This is a genomic window from Micromonospora palythoicola (assembly GCF_036689795.1).
Taxonomy (GTDB): domain Bacteria; phylum Actinomycetota; class Actinomycetes; order Mycobacteriales; family Micromonosporaceae; genus Micromonospora; species Micromonospora palythoicola.
Map to the genome: position 1 here is coordinate 1 of NZ_JBAGKI010000100.1, position 15,223 is coordinate 15,223.

10 protein-coding genes are annotated in these 15,223 nt (G+C 71.9%); 4 read left to right on the forward strand and 6 right to left on the reverse strand.

Annotation, left to right across the window (positions count from 1 at the left end):
- Positions 1–129: 129 nt before the first annotated feature.
- From V5O40_RS26595 to glgX, 4 genes are all read right to left on the reverse strand, one after another.
- Positions 130–1,911, reverse strand: a complete 1,782-nt coding sequence (locus V5O40_RS26595) for a cellulose binding domain-containing protein (protein ID WP_332908004.1) — start codon at positions 1,909–1,911, stop codon at positions 130–132.
- A 447-nt stretch (positions 1,912–2,358) separates the two neighbouring features.
- On the reverse strand, positions 2,359–4,083 hold the full coding sequence (treZ, locus tag V5O40_RS26600; protein WP_332908005.1) for a malto-oligosyltrehalose trehalohydrolase: 1,725 nt from the start codon (positions 4,081–4,083) through the stop codon (positions 2,359–2,361).
- 16 nt (positions 4,084–4,099) lie between these two features.
- Positions 4,100–6,385: a malto-oligosyltrehalose synthase gene (gene treY / locus V5O40_RS26605; RefSeq protein WP_332908006.1), complete on the reverse strand. Its 2,286-nt coding sequence runs from the start codon at positions 6,383–6,385 to the stop codon at positions 4,100–4,102.
- 1 nt (position 6,386) lies between these two features.
- Positions 6,387–8,504, reverse strand: coding sequence for a glycogen debranching protein GlgX (glgX, locus tag V5O40_RS26610; RefSeq protein WP_332908007.1), 2,118 nt, complete (start codon positions 8,502–8,504; stop codon positions 6,387–6,389).
- A gap of 359 nt (positions 8,505–8,863) precedes the next feature.
- Between glgX and V5O40_RS26615 the strand changes: the two genes are divergently transcribed.
- Positions 8,864–10,267 carry a glycosyltransferase family 4 protein gene (locus tag V5O40_RS26615; protein ID WP_332908008.1) on the forward strand — a complete coding sequence of 468 codons (1,404 nt, stop codon included), beginning with the start codon at positions 8,864–8,866 and terminating at the stop codon, positions 10,265–10,267.
- 112 nt (positions 10,268–10,379) lie between these two features.
- Here V5O40_RS26615 and V5O40_RS26620 read toward each other — a convergent pair whose 3' ends face one another.
- Both V5O40_RS26620 and V5O40_RS26625 read right to left on the reverse strand, forming a co-directional pair.
- Positions 10,380–10,865, reverse strand: coding sequence for a DinB family protein (locus V5O40_RS26620; protein WP_332908009.1), 486 nt, complete (start codon positions 10,863–10,865; stop codon positions 10,380–10,382).
- Between the two features lie 129 nt (positions 10,866–10,994).
- The gene (locus V5O40_RS26625; RefSeq protein WP_332908010.1) at positions 10,995–11,441 is read right to left on the reverse strand and encodes a hypothetical protein; all 447 of its coding nucleotides are present in this window, start codon (positions 11,439–11,441) and stop codon (positions 10,995–10,997) included.
- A gap of 90 nt (positions 11,442–11,531) precedes the next feature.
- On the opposite strand from V5O40_RS26625, the gene V5O40_RS26630 reads away from it, so the two are divergent.
- From V5O40_RS26630 to V5O40_RS26640, 3 genes are all read left to right on the forward strand, one after another.
- Positions 11,532–12,110 carry a DinB family protein gene (locus tag V5O40_RS26630; protein WP_408631959.1) on the forward strand — a complete coding sequence of 193 codons (579 nt, stop codon included), beginning with the start codon at positions 11,532–11,534 and terminating at the stop codon, positions 12,108–12,110.
- 139 nt (positions 12,111–12,249) lie between these two features.
- Entirely contained in the window at positions 12,250–12,906 is a 657-nt protein-coding gene (locus V5O40_RS26635; RefSeq protein WP_332908011.1) for a response regulator transcription factor, read from the forward strand.
- Positions 12,907–13,027: 121 nt separating this feature from the next.
- Positions 13,028–15,127, forward strand: a complete 2,100-nt coding sequence (locus V5O40_RS26640) for a M14 family zinc carboxypeptidase (protein WP_332908012.1) — start codon at positions 13,028–13,030, stop codon at positions 15,125–15,127.
- The last annotated feature ends 96 nt before the right edge of the window (positions 15,128–15,223 follow it).

Below are 15,223 nucleotides of genomic sequence, written 5' to 3' on the forward strand. Positions count from 1 at the left end.
GGCGCGGTGGCGGGGCGGGCCCGGCCGGGTGGGGGGGGGGGCCCCCCCCCCCGGGGGGCGGGCCCCCGGGGGGGGGGGGGGCCCGCCGGGCGGGGCGGGGTCCCACCGCTTCGACAGGAAAGGCGCCGCTCAGCTACAGGCGGTGCCGTTGAGGGTGAAACCGGTGGGTGGGGCGTCGTTGCCGCTGTGGGTGGCCTGGAAGCCGATGGTGACGGAGGCCCCCGGCGGTATCGAGGGGTTGTAGCTGACGTTCGTCGCGGTCACCTGGCCGCTGGTCGGTGCGTACGTGGCACCCCAGCCGGAGGTGATCGTCTGCCCGGCGGCGAGAGTGAATCGCAGGGACCAGCCGTTGACGGCGCTCGTACCGGTGTTGGTGATGGTGATGTTGTCCACCAGGCCGTTGTTCCACGCGTTGACCGCGTTGGTCACCCGGCACGTCCCCGTGGGCGGTCCGGTGGTCGGAGTCGGGGTGGGCGTCGGGGTCGGGGTGGGGCTGGCCGTTGGCGTCGGCGTCGCGGTGGCCGTCGGCGTCGGTGAGGCGGAGCCCTCGGTCAGGACGATCGTGGAGATGCTCCGGGCGGGCACGTTCACCGTCGCCTGGCCCCCACTGACGTTCACCGCCTGCGACTGGGCGCCCGAGGTCCGCGAGGTGACGGTGTACTCGGCCGCCGAGATGTTCTGCGGCACCTGGACGACCGCGTCGTTGACCGCGCTGTTCGACCGGTTGAGCAGCACCAGCACGACCTTGCCGCGGCCACGGTAGGCGGTGACCTCCAGCCCGGAGGCCCGCGAACTCTTCGACACACCCACCCGGCGGTCACCGGGACGGACGTACTTGGCGTACTGGGAGAACGCCTGGCCGCGCTTGAGGACCGCGCCCTTGGTGGTGCCGTACTGCGCGTCACCGTCACCGATGAAGGAGTAGAAACGGCGGCCGTACCACCAGATGTAGGCGCTCCAGTTCGCCTCCATCGACCGGTGCACGGTCCGCATGATGTCGTCGAGGGTCTCGTTCCACACGGCCGTGTTGCCGGGGTCTCCCCAGATGTTCGCGCCGCTGCCGTCGGCGGCGTGCAGGTTCCACTCGGTCATCCACTGGTTCTTGCCGTACTGCGCAGCCAGCGGGTACGGCGACAGGTTTCCGCTGTTCTCGGCGTCGTACAGGTGGCCACCGACGTATCCGATGTTGTTGCGGGCGGTGGCGTCCTGCAGGGTGGGGTCGGAGTACTGGCGGGCGAACCGCAGGGACTCGCCGACCATGAGCTGGGTGTCCCTGACCCGGGCACCGTGGTCGCGGACGAAGTTGCGCATCTCGGTGCCGGTCCAGTCCATCGAGTCGTAGTCGGGGTGCCAGTCCGGCTCGTTCTGGATCGAGGTCACGTCGACGGTGACGCCCCGGCCCTTCATGAACTGCACGTAGCTGTTCAGGTGCTCGGCATAGTCGTCGTAGTAGTCGGTCCTCAGCTTGCCGCCGTTGACCCTGCTGTTGTTCGTCTTGAAGTGGGCCGGCGCGGTCCACGGCGAGGCGAGGATCTTGACGTCGGATCCGTAGGACTTAGCCGTCTGCAGGCTGGCCGCGTACAGACCCCACTCGCTCGTCACGGGCGACACCACGGTCCGGACGATCGACAGACCGAGCTGTCCCGGCCCCGTGCCGACGAGGGTCTGGGTTTCGCTCGTCGTCCACGGGTCACCGGAACCACCGAAGATCGGCGTCGCGGCGCCGAACCCGTCGATCGTCTGGTAGCTCGACGAGGTGTTGACGGTGATGTCGGGGGTCGCGGCCAGCGAGGGTGGCGCGGTCAGGATCCCCGCCACGGTGACCAGCGAGGTCGCCGCCGCGAGCACGGCGACCGCGACGGCTCCCCGACGGCGGGACGGTTGGGCTTCGTCAGGATGGGCAAGCCTCATCGGGCTTCCTCTCTACCGCCGCTGCGATGCAGGTGGCGGCGTTTCGGCGCAGCTGGCAGGCAGGGGTCAGCCCGAGCGGCCGGGCGGGCAGCCGACCGGCCGCCTGCCGTCGCCCCCAGCTACAAGTCGATCAGGAACATCCGATGCCCGGCCGTTGCCCTCGGCTCAGGTCATCATCGCTGCCACTCCCACGCGACGCATCGACAGCCATCTTGCCAGTGCCTCCCGACACACTGCAATCGTTTGCCGTCCCACCCCGGGCCATTCCTCACCCGCTGCCCAACTCCGTTCGGCACGCGTGGTATGGCGGCCACGCCACAATTGGCTTCCTGCTCGGATCTGGTTCGGCGGCCACAGGGATTTGTGGCAGTGCAGGAAGTCCCGACCCGGCGTGTCGGGTACCGGCACTGCCACAAATCGGTCCACCGACTCCGCAGCAGGGTTGTTTCAGAGGGCCACGATGGCTGCTGTCTCGGCTGGTAGTTCGATGCGGTCGCGTTGCACGGTGACGCCGTCGCCGGTGGCCAGCAGAACGCGGCGCGCCACTCCGGGCAGGGTGATCCGCTGCGGTTTGCCGGCCAGGTTCGCCGCGACCAGGCAGCCGCCCCGGCGCATCACCAGGAACTGGTCGCCGTGGCGTACGTCGAGGGTGTGCAGGCGCGGGTCGGACAGGTCCGGGCGGGACTTGCGCAGGGCGATGAGGCGGCGGTGGAAGTCGTACATCTCGCGGTGTTCGGGTTTGTCCAGCTCGGCCCAGTCGAGCCGGGAGCGGAGGAAGGTCTGCGGGTCCTGCGGGTCCGGCACGTCGCCGGGCGGCCAGCCGTGGGCGGCGAACTCCGCGCGGCGGCCGGTGACGACGGCGGCGGCGAGTTCCGGCTCCGGGTGCGAGGTGAAGTACTGCCAGGGCGTCGAGGCGGCCCACTCCTCGCCCATGAACAGCATCGGGGTGAACGGTGCCGTCAGCAGCAGCACCGCTCCCACCCGCAGCAGCGCCGGCGACAGCGAAGCCGAGAGGCGGTCACCGACCGCGCGGTTGCCGATCTGGTCGTGGTTCTGCAGGTAGGCGACGAAGCGGTGGCCGGGCGTGCGCTGGTCGACCGGGCGGCCGTGTTGGCGGCTGCGGAAGCTCGACCAGGTGCCGGTGTGGAAGAAGCCGCCGGTGAGCACCTCCACCAGGCATTCCATGGTGCCGAAGTCGCCGTAGTAACCCTGCCGTTCGCCGGTGAGCAGGGTGTGCAGGGCGTGGTGGGCGTCGTCGTTCCACTGGGCGTGCAGGCCCTGGCCGCCGGCCTCGCGGGGGGTGATCAGCCGGGGGTCGTTGAGGTCGGACTCGGCGATCAGGGACAGCGGGCGGCCCAGGTGGGTCGAGAGGCTCTCGACCTCGACGGCGATCTCTTCGAGCAGGTGCACGGCGCGGGTGTCGGGCATGGCGTGCACGGCGTCCAGGCGCAGCCCGTCGACGTGGTAGTCGCGCAGCCACATCAGCACGCTGTCGATGATGAACCGGCGTACCCCGTCGGAGTGCGGGCCGTCCAGGTTGACCGCGTTGCCCCAGGGGGTGTTGCGCTCGGCGAGGTACGGCGCGAACTTCGGCGCGTAGGCCCCGGAGGGCCCGAAATGGTTGTAGACGACGTCGAGGATCACCCCCAACCCCTTGGCGTGGGCGGCGTCCACGAACCGTTTCAGGCCGTCCGGTCCGCCGTAGGGTTCGTGCGGGGCGTACCAGCAGACGCCGTCGTAGCCCCAGTTGTGTTCCCCGTTGAAGGCGTTCACCGGCAGCAGTTCGACCAGGTCGACGCCCAGGTCGACCAGGTGGTCGAGTTTGCCGATGGCGGCGTCGAAGGTGCCCTCCGGGGTGAAGGTGCCGACGTGCAGTTCGTAGAGGAGGCTGCCGGGCAGCTGCCGCCCGGTCCAGGAACCGTCGGTCCATCCGAACGCCGCGTGGTCGTAGATCCGGCTGGGCGCGTGCACGCCGGACGGCTGCCAGGCCGACCGGGGGTCGGGCAGCGGCTGGTCGTCGTCGTCGAGCAGGAACGCGTAGTCGGTGCCCGCGTCGGGCACCTCGACGCGCCACCAGCCGTCCCGGCCGGCCCGCATCTCGTGGTCGGTGGCGCCGGGCAGGTGCAGCCGTACCCGGGTCGCCTCGGGTGCCCAGACGGTGAACTCGGTCATGACGCAGCCTCCCGGGTCAGGTGGTGGGCACCAGCAGCGCGACGGGATAGGTGGTCAACAGGTCCGCGAGGCGGACCTGAGAGCCACTGTAGACCCGACCGGTGAACAGGCACGACATCTCTTTGACGGGTAGCGACAGGGTGGTGTCCCGCCAGCCGCCGGCCGCCGCCAGCCGCAGCGGCAGCCGGGTGGCCACGGCGACCGCGCCGCCCCGGTCGAAGGCCACGGCGTGCCGGGTCGCCGGCCCGTGCACGATGAGCGGCTGGTAGTCGCCGAACAGCTCCGGGTGGTCGCGACGCGCCCGCAGGGTCCGCGACACCACGAGCAGCTTCGCCGCGCCGGTCTCGTCCACCGCCGGCTGCCAGCCGGCGTCGAGCCGGGCCAGCAGGTCCCGGCGTACGGCGAAGTCGACCGGCCGGCGGTTGTCCGGGTCGACCAGGGAGTTGTCCCACAGCTCGGTGCCCTGGTAGGTGTCGGGCACCCCGGGCATGGCCAGTTGCACGAGTTTCTGCCCGAGCGAGTTCGACCAGCCGGGCGGGGTGATCTCGGCGGCGAAGGCGGCCAGCCCCTCGGTGACGGCCGGGTCGTCGTACATGGCGTCGACCAGGGCGTGCATGGCCCGTTCGAAGGCCGGGTCGGGGTCCGTCCAGCTGGTCGAGGCCGCCGCCTCCCGGGCGGCCTTCTCCGCGTACGCGTGCAGGCGCTCGCGTTCGATGGGCCAGGCACCGACGGCGGTCTGCCACAGCAGGTGGGCCAGGGCGGCGTCGGGCAGCGGCACCGCGGCCATCCAGCCGGTGACCGCGTCGGCCCAGCGCTGGGGCAGCTCGGCGAGGACGGCGAGGCGGGCGCGGACGTCCTCGCCGCGTTTCGTGTCGTGGGTCGACAGGGTGGTCATGCTCGCCGGCCAGCGTTCGTGGCGGGCGGCGGCGAAGCGGTGGAACCGGCCGGGCAGGGTGCCGAAGTGGGTGGGGCTGCCGCCGACCTCGTTGAGGGCGATGAACCGGCTCCACCGGTAGTAGGCGGTGTCCTCGACGCCCTTGGCCATCACCGCGCCGGTGAACTGCGGAAAACGGCGGGCCAGTTCGTCGTCGGGGTCGCGCAGCCGGCGGGTGATCGCGTCCAGCGCGCCGGTCAGGTCGGTGCGGCGGCGGCCGGCCTCGGCGCGGGCGTTGGCCAGGTGCCGGGCCCCGTCGGGCGGGTAGCCCCGGTAGACGGCGAAGGCGGCGGCGAGTTCGGCCAGGGCGGCGCGGGCGGCGTCCGGGTCGACGTCGGGGGCGAGCGCGGCCAGCCGGGTCAGTTCGGCGGCCAGCAGCCGGGTGGCGGCACCGAGTTTCGTGTCGTGGGTCAGGTCGGCCCACGAGGTGGCCCGGCCGGCGAGGCGGGTGTCCAGGGCGGTGAAGTCGGCCTCGGCGTCGCCGTCGACGAAGAGCCCGCCGACGGCGCCCAGCGCGTCGTAGCCGGTGGTGCCGTCGACCGGCCACGCCGGCAGTTCCTCGCCGTACTCCAGGATCTTCTCCACGATCAGCCAGGCGTCGGGGGCGGCTTCCCGCAGCCGGGCCAGGTAGCCGGCGGGGTCGCGCAGCCCGTCGGGGTGGTCGACCCGGATGCCGTCGACCTCGCCGGCCGCCGCCCAGGCCAGGATCAGCTCGTGGGTGGCGGCGAAGACGTCCGGGTCCTCCACCCGCAGCCCGGCCAGGCTGGAGACGGCGAAGAACCGGCGGTAGGTCAGTTCGGCGTCGCCGCGTCGCCAGGACACCAGCTCGTAATGCTGCCGGTCGTGCACCTCGCGGGCGGTGCCGTCGCCGGTGCCGTCGGCGACCGGGAAGCGGTGCTCGTGGTAGCGCAGCTCCCCGTCGGCGAGCTTGAGGTCGTCGAGCGCGTCGGGGGTGTCGGCGAGCACCGGCAGCAGCAGCCGCCCCCGCTGCCAGTCGACGTCGAACCAGCCGGCGTACGCCGACTCGCGGCCCCGGCGCAGCACGTCCCACCAGGCCGGGTTGGCTGCCGGCACGGCCACTCCGGCGTGGTTGGGCACGATGTCCACGACCAGACCGAGACCGGCGTCGCGCAGCGCCCGCAGCAGCCGCTGCCGGCCGGCCTCGCCGCCGAGTTCCGGGTTGACCTGCCGGTGGTCGACGACGTCGTAGCCGTGCGCGCTGCCCGGGGCGGCGGCCAGCAGCGGCGCGCTGTAGAGGTGGGTGACGCCGAGGTCGGCGAGGTAGCCGGCGAGGTCGGCGGTGGCGGCCAGGTCGAAGCCGGGGCGCACCTGCACCCGGTAGGTGGCGGTGACGGGCTTCGCGGGCATGTCAGGCCACCCTCTCCAGCACCAGCAGGGAGCGGTCCGGTACGCAGAGCGTGCCGCCGGCCTCCGCGGTGATCCTCTTGTCCTGGTCCGGTTCGGCGGTGCTGATCACCAGTTCCCAACGCTGGCCGAACTCGACCGGCGGAAGGGTGAAGTCCAGCGGCGCGTCGTGGGCGTTCAAGCAGAGCCAGAACGAGGCGTCGTGGTGGCGTTGGCCGTACTGGCCGCGTTCCCGGATGCCCTCGCCGTTGACGAACAGCGCCACCGAGCGGCCGAAGTCGTTGCCCCAGTCCTCGCCGGTCATCTCCCGACCGTCGGGGGTGTACCAGGCCAGGTCGGGCAGCGGCTCGTCGACCTCGCGGCCGTGCACCGGCAGGCCGGTGAAGAAGCGGCGACGCCGGAACACCTGGTGCTGGCGGCGGAACTCGACCAGCCGACGGGTGAAGTCGAGCAGTTCGGTGTCGGCGTCGTCCCAGTCGATCCAGGCCAGCTCGCTGTCCTGGCAGTAGGCGTTGTTGTTGCCCCGCTGGGTGCGGCCCAGCTCGTCGCCGTGGCCGATCATCGGTACGCCCTGCGACAGCAGCAGGGTGGCGATGAAGTTGCGGCGCTGCCGGGCACGCAGGCCGAGGATTCCGGGGTCGTCGGTGTCGCCCTCGACACCACAGTTCCAGGAGCGGTTGTGGCTCTCGCCGTCGCGGTTGTCCTCGCCGTTGGCCTCGTTGTGCTTGTCGTTGTACGACACCAGGTCGTTGAGGGTGAACCCGTCGTGGCAAGTGACGAAGTTGATGCTGTGGAAGGGGCGGCGGCCGTCGTCCTGGTAGAGGTCGGCGGAGCCGGAGATGCGAGAGGCGAACTCGGCGAGGGTGGCCGGTTCACCACGCCAGAAGTCGCGGACGGTGTCCCGGTACTTGCCGTTCCACTCGGTCCACTGCGGCGGGAAGTTGCCGACCTGGTAGCCGCCGGGGCCGACGTCCCACGGTTCGGCGATCAGCTTCACCCGGCTGACCACCGGGTCCTGCTGCACCACCTCGAAGAAGGTGGAGAGCCGGTCCACCTCGTAGAACTCGCGGGCCAGGGTGGCGGCCAGGTCGAAGCGGAAGCCGTCGACGTGCATCTCGGTCACCCAGTAGCGCAACGAATCCATGATCAGTTGCAGGGAGTGGGGGCTGCGGACGTTGAGGCTGTTGCCGGTGCCGGTGTAGTCGACGTAGTAGCGCCGGTCTTCCTCGGACAGCCGGTAGTAGCTGGGGTTGTCGACGCCCTTGAAGCTCAGCGTCGGCCCGAGGTGGTTGCCCTCGGCGGTGTGGTTGTAGACCACGTCGAGGATCACCTCGATGCCGGCGGCGTGCAGCGCCTTGACCATGCCCCGGAACTCCTGCACCTGCTGGCCGAGATGGCCCAGGGCCGAGTACGCGTGGTGCGGGGCGAAGAAGCCGATGGTGTTGTAACCCCAGTAGTTGCGCAGCCCCAGGTCGGTCAGGCGGTGGTCGTTGACGAACTGGTGCACCGGCATCAGCTCGATGGCGGTGATCCCGAGCCGGGTCAGGTGTTCGATCATCGGGGGCGAGGCGATGCCGGCGTACGTGCCGCGCAGTTCCTCGGGGATGCCGGGCAGCCGCATGGTCAGCCCGCGGACGTGGGCCTCGTAGATGACCGAGTGGTGGTACGGGATACGCGGTGGCGCGTCGTTGCCCCAGTCGAAGTAGGGGTTCACCACCACCGACTTCGGCATGTACGGCGCCGAGTCGTCGGTGTTGATCCGCTCGGGGTCGCCGTGCACGTAGTCGTAGACCGCCGGATCCCACCGCACGTCACCGTCGATGGCCTTGGCGTACGGGTCGATGAGCAGCTTGGCCGGGTTGCAGCGCAGCCCGTTCGCCGGGTCGTACGGGCCGTGCACCCGGTAGCCGTAACGCTGGCCCGGCCCGACCCCCGGGATGTACGCGTGCCAGACGTACGCGTCGACCTCCCGCAGCTCGACCCGGCGCTCGTGGCCCACGTCCCACTCGTCGAAGAGGCAGAGTTCGATCTTCTCGGCCACCTCGGAGAAGATCGCGAAGTTGGTGCCCATTCCGTCGTAGGTCGCCCCGAGGGGGTATCGCTCGCCCGGCCAGACCTGCATCTCGCTCCTTCGGCCCACATGTCATGAGCGCGCCCGCACCATGAGCGCACCCGCCGGAGCCACCGGTGATGCGCGCGGCCGTAATGCCCCGCACGGTCCACCGCCAATCCATCCGATCGGGTGAATGCCCGGTGTCCGCGCGACCGAGTCCAGATGAACCCTGCGGTGTCGTCGGTCACTGGGGCCCTCTTCGAGATGCGGGATCGGCCGTCATGACGTTTCCTTGTTCGCGGGCGCGTAGTCCGCGCGCCTACCAGATCCTCGCACCGCCGGCGCGTTCACACGTGTCCGAAACCCAACCCTGCCCACTCGCCGCCACCGACGTCGGCGCGTTCCTTCCTGCACGGACGGAGACTGATGTGACCACCCTGCGGGTCGGCGGACGGACCGCCACCGCTTCGGACCGCGTCCACCGACCCACGCTCACCTCGCGTCCCCAGGTCCCGGCGTCGTCCGGTCCCACCGCCGGGTCGCAGCCCCGCCGCATCCTGATGCTGTCGTGGGAGTACCCGCCGGTGCTCGTCGGCGGGCTCGGTCGACACGTGCACGCCCTGTCGGTCGCCCTGGCCGCCGCCGGTCACCACGTCACCGTCGTCACCCGCCACACCGACGGCGCACCCCTGGAGGAATACGTCGACGGCGTCCACGTCGTCCGCGCCGCCGAAGACCCCGTCACCTTCCCCCTCGCCACCACCTCACTACTGGCCTGGACCATGGCCTTCAACCACACCCTCACCCGCGCCGCCCTGCACGCCACCACCACCGCCACCTACGACGTCATCCACGCCCACGACTGGCTCGTCGCCCACACCGCCATCACCCTGCGCGACCACCTCCACCTCCCCCTCGTCACCACCATCCACGCCACCGAAGCCGGCCGACACCAAGGCTGGCTCCCCGACGACATGAACCGCACCATCCACGGCGTCGAACACTGGCTGGGCGGCGAGTCGAACCGGGTCATCGTCTGCTCCGGTTACATGCGCGACGAGGTCACCGGCCTGTTCGGCGTGCCGAGCGGCCGGGTCGACGTGGTGCCCAACGGGGTCGAGCCGCACCGCTGGCGGGTCTCCGCCGCCGCCGTGTCGGCGGCACGGGCCCGGTTCGCCGGGGACGGTCCGCTGGTCACGTTCGCCGGCCGGCTGGTGTACGAGAAGGGTGTGCAGCACCTGATCGCCGGGCTGCCCCGGCTGCGGGAGCGGCACCCGGGACTGCGCGCGGTGATCGTCGGCGACGGACCGTACCGGGCTGAGCTGGAGGCCGACGTGCATCGGCTCGGGCTCGCCGGCACGGTCAGCCTGCCCGGCTTCCTCGGCGGCACCGACCTGCCCGCGGTGATGGCCGCCTCGGACTGCTTCGCCGTGCCCAGCATCTACGAGCCGTTCGGCATGGTCGCGTTGGAGGGTGCCGCCGCCGGTGCGCCGCTGGCGGTCGCCGAGACCGGCGGGCTGGCCGAGATCGTCGAGCCGGGCGTCACCGGGGTGACCTTCCGGCCGCACGACCCGGACGCGCTCACCGACGCGGTGCACACCCTGCTCTCCGACGCCGAACGCGCCCGGACGCTGGCCCGCCGGGCCCGGGCCATGGTGCACGACCGGTATGGCTGGGCCGCCATCGCCAGCCGTACCGCCTCGACGTACGCCTCGGCGATCGCCCAGGCACCGACGTTCACCGCCGAACGCGCGGCGCGGCAGATGGCGCACGGGCGGGCCCTGCCGGCGATCCCGGACGGCAACCTGCTCGCCGCCGCCGGCCTGCGCTGACCGCTGCCGTCGTTGAGCGCCTCCAGCCCGCTCGCAGTCGCCCCGACCTGGTCCTCGGCCGGTCGGGGCGCTGAGCCGGCCGGGGGTCGGGCGACGCTGACCGGGTGGCCGGCTACCGGGGGCCGAGGCCGGTCCGGCCGTCGAGCAGCTCGCGCGCCGCGTCGAGATGACCCGCGTGTCGTGCGGTCTCCTCGATCATGTGCAGGACGACGCGCCGCAGGTCGGTGATCTCATCTCCGAGCGGACCGGGGTGCCGCTCGCGTACCGGGGCGGACAGCGGCGTGCCGGCGAGGACGGCGTCGGACCGCTCGCACTGGGCCCGGTAGAACTCCAGCACCATCGCCAGCGGTCGGGGCGTGGTCAGCGGCGCGTGGTCGTCGTCGGGCCAGGCCAGCGGCTCGGCCGAGCCGAACATGATCTCCTGGAACCAGTGCCGCTCGGCGTAGCCGAGGTGCTCCACCAGACCCAGCGGCGTCCACCCGGAGGGCAGCACGGCGGTGGTCAGGGCCGTCACGTCGAGCCCGTCGATGATCGCGAGGACGCTTGCCCGCTGCGCCCTCAGGAACATCGACAGCGCGTTCTTCTCCTCGTCGCCCATTGCGTGCACCCTCTCCCCCGCCAGCCGGTGGCCCCTGTCGGAACGCGTCGCCCGGATCGGCTCCAACGAATGCGGGACGGTAGCAGCCCCGACCGACAGCACTCGCCAATCGACCCCTGGCGGCAACCCCTAGTCCAGCAGCCAGTGGTGCAGTCGCATGCCGTACGGGGTCAGCGCGAGGACGGCTGTCGCGCACCACAGGGCGGTGCCGACGGCGAGCCGACGGAACGTGGACCGATCGCCGACCTGCCAGGTGCGGGCGAGCGACACCAGCCCGAGAAGCAGGGCCAGCGCGGCGAGCGGCTGGACGAGCATCGCCACCACCCGGCTGAGCTCGAACACCCACAGCAGCGGGTTCCACACCGAGTCCGGCCCGACCGGCGGAAGGGAGTCCTTCGGATCGCCCAACCGCGCCACCCCCGGGTCCAGCAGCGCCGGGAGATCGCCGGCGCGGAGCGCGGCGGCGAGCAGCACACCGAAACTGCCGACGAGCGCGGCGGTCAGCGCCAGCAGTTGGGCCGCCAGCACCACCCGCCCGCCGAGCGAGAACGGTCGGGCCCGCACCTGCTGACTCATGGGCGGCACCGTACCGCTCACCCGCTTGGTGCGGCAGCCCCGGATCAGCCGGGGCCGCCGGCCGGCGGCGCGACTGGCAGCATGGTGGACATGACGGGGCTGGACGGTGGCGATGTCGAGCAGGCGGTGGCCGAGATGGTGCGGGTGCTCACGCCGCACGTGTCCCGGGACTGGCGGGCGCACCGGGCGGGGACCCTGGAGTGGAGTTGCTGGACGACGGCGACCCACGTCGCCCACGACCTGCTGGCGTACGCGGGTCAGGTCGCGGCCCGCCCGGACGAGGCGTACCTGCCGTTCGACCTGGTCGTCCGGCACGACGCCGCGCCGCGCGACGTCCTGGCCGTGGTCACCGCCTGCGGGCGGCTGTTGCGCGACGCGGTCGACGCCGCGGAACCGGCCGCCCGTGGCTGGCACTGGGGCCCGACCGACCCGGGTGGCTTCGCCGCACTCGGGGTCAGCGAGACGCTGGTGCACACCTGGGACATCACCCAGGGGCTCGGGATCGACTGGCGGCCACCGACGGCGCTGTGCGCGGCGGTGCTCGCCCGGCTGTTTCCACAGGCCCCGCCGGGGGATCCGGGCGACGTGCTGCTCTGGTGCACCGGCCGGACCGAACTGCCCGGCCGGCCCCGCCTGACGTCCTGGGTGCTGAAGGCCGCCGTCGGCTGACCCGCGACGTGACCGCGCCACCAGAACGCTCGCACAGTCCGATCCGCCGTTACGATCTTGTGTCCACACTGGTCGGCGACGCCGTGCGTCCGACACACTCGCAGGCATCCGGCAGCGGTGCGGTCCGAGGAGGGCGCGGGTGCGGGTGCTCCTGGTGGAAGACGACCTGCGCGTCTCGGCGGGCCTCGCCTCGGCGTTGCGGCGGCGGGGGCACGACGTGGTCCAGGCGGTGACGGCCGCCGAGGCGGTCGAGGCCGATCCGGTCGACCTGGTGCTGCTCGACATGAACCTGCCCGACCGCGACGGCCTGGAGGTGTGTCGCTGGATCCGCCAGCACGACGAGGGGGTCGCGATCATCGCGGTGACCGCCCGGGCGGAGGAGCACGACCGGGTGGCCGGGCTACGCGCCGGCGCCGACGACTACGTGGTCAAGCCGTTCTCGATGGTCGAGTTGCAGGCCCGCATCGAGGCGGTGATGCGGCGCACCGCCCGTACCGTCCGGCAGGCGACCACGCTGTGGGTCGGTGCCCTGCGCATCGAGGTGGACGCCCGGCGGGTGCGGGTCGGTGACCGCGAGGTCGGCCTGTCCCGCAAGGAGTTCGACCTGCTGGTGGCCCTGGCCCGGCAGGCGGGCACGGTGGTGCCCCGGGACCGGTTGCAGCTCGAGGTCTGGCAGACCACCTGGGCCACCCGGCACAACCTGGACGTCCACGTCGCCGCGCTGCGCGGCAAGCTGGACGACCCGGGTCTGGTGGAGACGGTACGCGGCGTCGGCTACCGGTTGCGCGTCACCTGACCGGCCGACCGGTCGCCGGCAACCTCAGAGCATCCTCAAGAATCCCAGCTCGTGACCCCGTGACCGGGTGCGGGCGGGTGTGCTGTGCGTACCCAGCCATCCCTCCTGTTTGGAGATCGCCTTGAGATACAGACGGACAACGGCCGGTGTCTTCTCCGCTCTACTCGCCGTCACCCTCGCGGCGACCGCGCAACCCGCCCGGGCGACGACGGCCGCCGAGCCGAACCAGGTGCGGGGCCTCACCGTGCTGCCGGGCGACGGGTACGCCACCCTGGCCTGGACGCCGGTCGACGGGGCCACCGACTACCAGATCGAGCGCACGCCGGTCGCCGAGGACGGCACCGCCACCGGAGCGTCGGTGATCGTCGGCGTCTGGCGGCCCAACCGGCAGATCAACAACTCGGCGCCGACCTTCGCCGACGCCGGCTTCGCCCCCGGCAACCGGTTCCAGTGGCGGGTCCGCGCCCGCCTCGACGGCACCACGCAGCCGTACTCGAACCCGGTCAGCGACATCACCCGGGGGCACTGGGGCGACCCGGACGTGCCCGGCCAGGGCCTGCGTACCCAGTGGGAGACCACGCTGGGCGCGCAGTACACGGACGACGTCAACGAATACGCCTACACCGCGGCGATCGACGAGCTGAGCGACCGGGTGCGGGTGGTCGAGATCGGTCGTACCGTGCAGGACCGGCCGATCAACATGTTCGTCATCGGTCACCCCACCCCACCGGCCACCCCGGAGGCGGTGGCCGCGACGAACCCCCTGGTGGTCAACTGCAACGTGCACGGCAACGAGCCCGGTGACCGCGAAGCATGCCTGATCATGGCCCGGCAGCTGGCGTTCACCGACGACCCGACCACGCTCGGCCTGCTGTCGAGGACCACCATGCTGATCGTCCCGACCATCAACGGCGACGGTCGGGCGGCCAACAGCCGGGGCAACTCCACCGGGCAGGACCTCAACCGGGACTACTCGCTGATCCGTCAGCCGGAGACCCAGGCGTTCGTCGAGATGGTCCGTGACTACCGGCCGATCGCCAGCTACGACGGTCACGAGTACGGCAACTCCAACACCGGCGACCTGCCGATGCTGCCGCCCCGGCACCAGAACGTGGCGCAGGGGATCTTCGACCGGTCGCAGCACATGATCGAGGGACACATGTACACCCAGGGCGCCCGGGACGGCTGGTGGGCCTGCCCGTACGGATGCACCGGGGCCAACGTCGGCCTCGGCGAGGAGACCATCCTGCGCAACACCCTCGGGCTGAAGAACGTGGTCAACTCCCTGCTGGAGCTGCGCAGCTCGGGCGGGCCGACCCGGCCGGACGAGGGCAACACCGCCAACAACCGCCGACGCAAGACGTACTCGGCGCTGTGGACGTTCCACCAGTTCCTCGCGTACCACGGGGCGAACGTCGGTGCCATCACCGCCGCCCGCGCCGAGGCGATCAGGTTCCAGTCGGCGAACACCGGCCGGATCGTCTTCCGGGGCTCGCGCCCGATCGAGGCGTACCCGGCGCCGCACCCGGGCGACACACCGCCGCCGCTGGACGCACCGAGTGCGGACCAGATCCTGGCGCAGCCGCCGTGCGCCTACCAGCTCACCGAGGAGCAGTACCACGGTGCGCGTACCGACGGCCCGGCGGGCCGGCAGACCACGGTGGCCGAGCGGCTCGCCGCGCACGGCTGGACGGTGGTCAAGGTGGCCGGCGGCTACCTCGTACCGCTGTCCCAGCCGGAGCGGGGGCTGGTGCCGCTGCTGCTCGACGAGCAGGCCGCCGAGGGCCTGGTGGCCGGGGAGCGGATCGCGCCCACGCGCACCGGCACCCACAACGGCCCGCTGACGGTCACCGGCGTGGCCTGCCTCGCCGACGCCACCGTCCGGGGGCCGGTCCGGGTCCGGCCCGGTGCCACCCTGATCGTCAACGGTGGCTCGATCAACGGTCCGGTGGACGCCGCCGGCGCGGCCGGTTTCGTGCTGACCGCCGGCACCGTCAACGGCCCGGTGAACGTCACCGGCACGACCGGTCCGGTCCTGCTGGTCGGCAATCGGATCAGCGGCCCGGTCAACGTGGTCAACAGCGCGGGCGTCGCCCCGCTGCTGGCCGGCAACTCCGTCAACGGTCCCCTGGGCTGCACCGGCAACGCCGCCGCCCCGGTGAACATCGAGGTCGCCAACGCGGTCAGCGGCCCACGGTTCGACCAGTGCGCCGGCCTGTGAGCCGCTGAGCAGTACCCTCTCGTGCCGGCGGACCGGACCCGCGCCCGGCCCGCCAGCACGACCGACGCAGGAGTGAGGCAACCATGACCGACACCA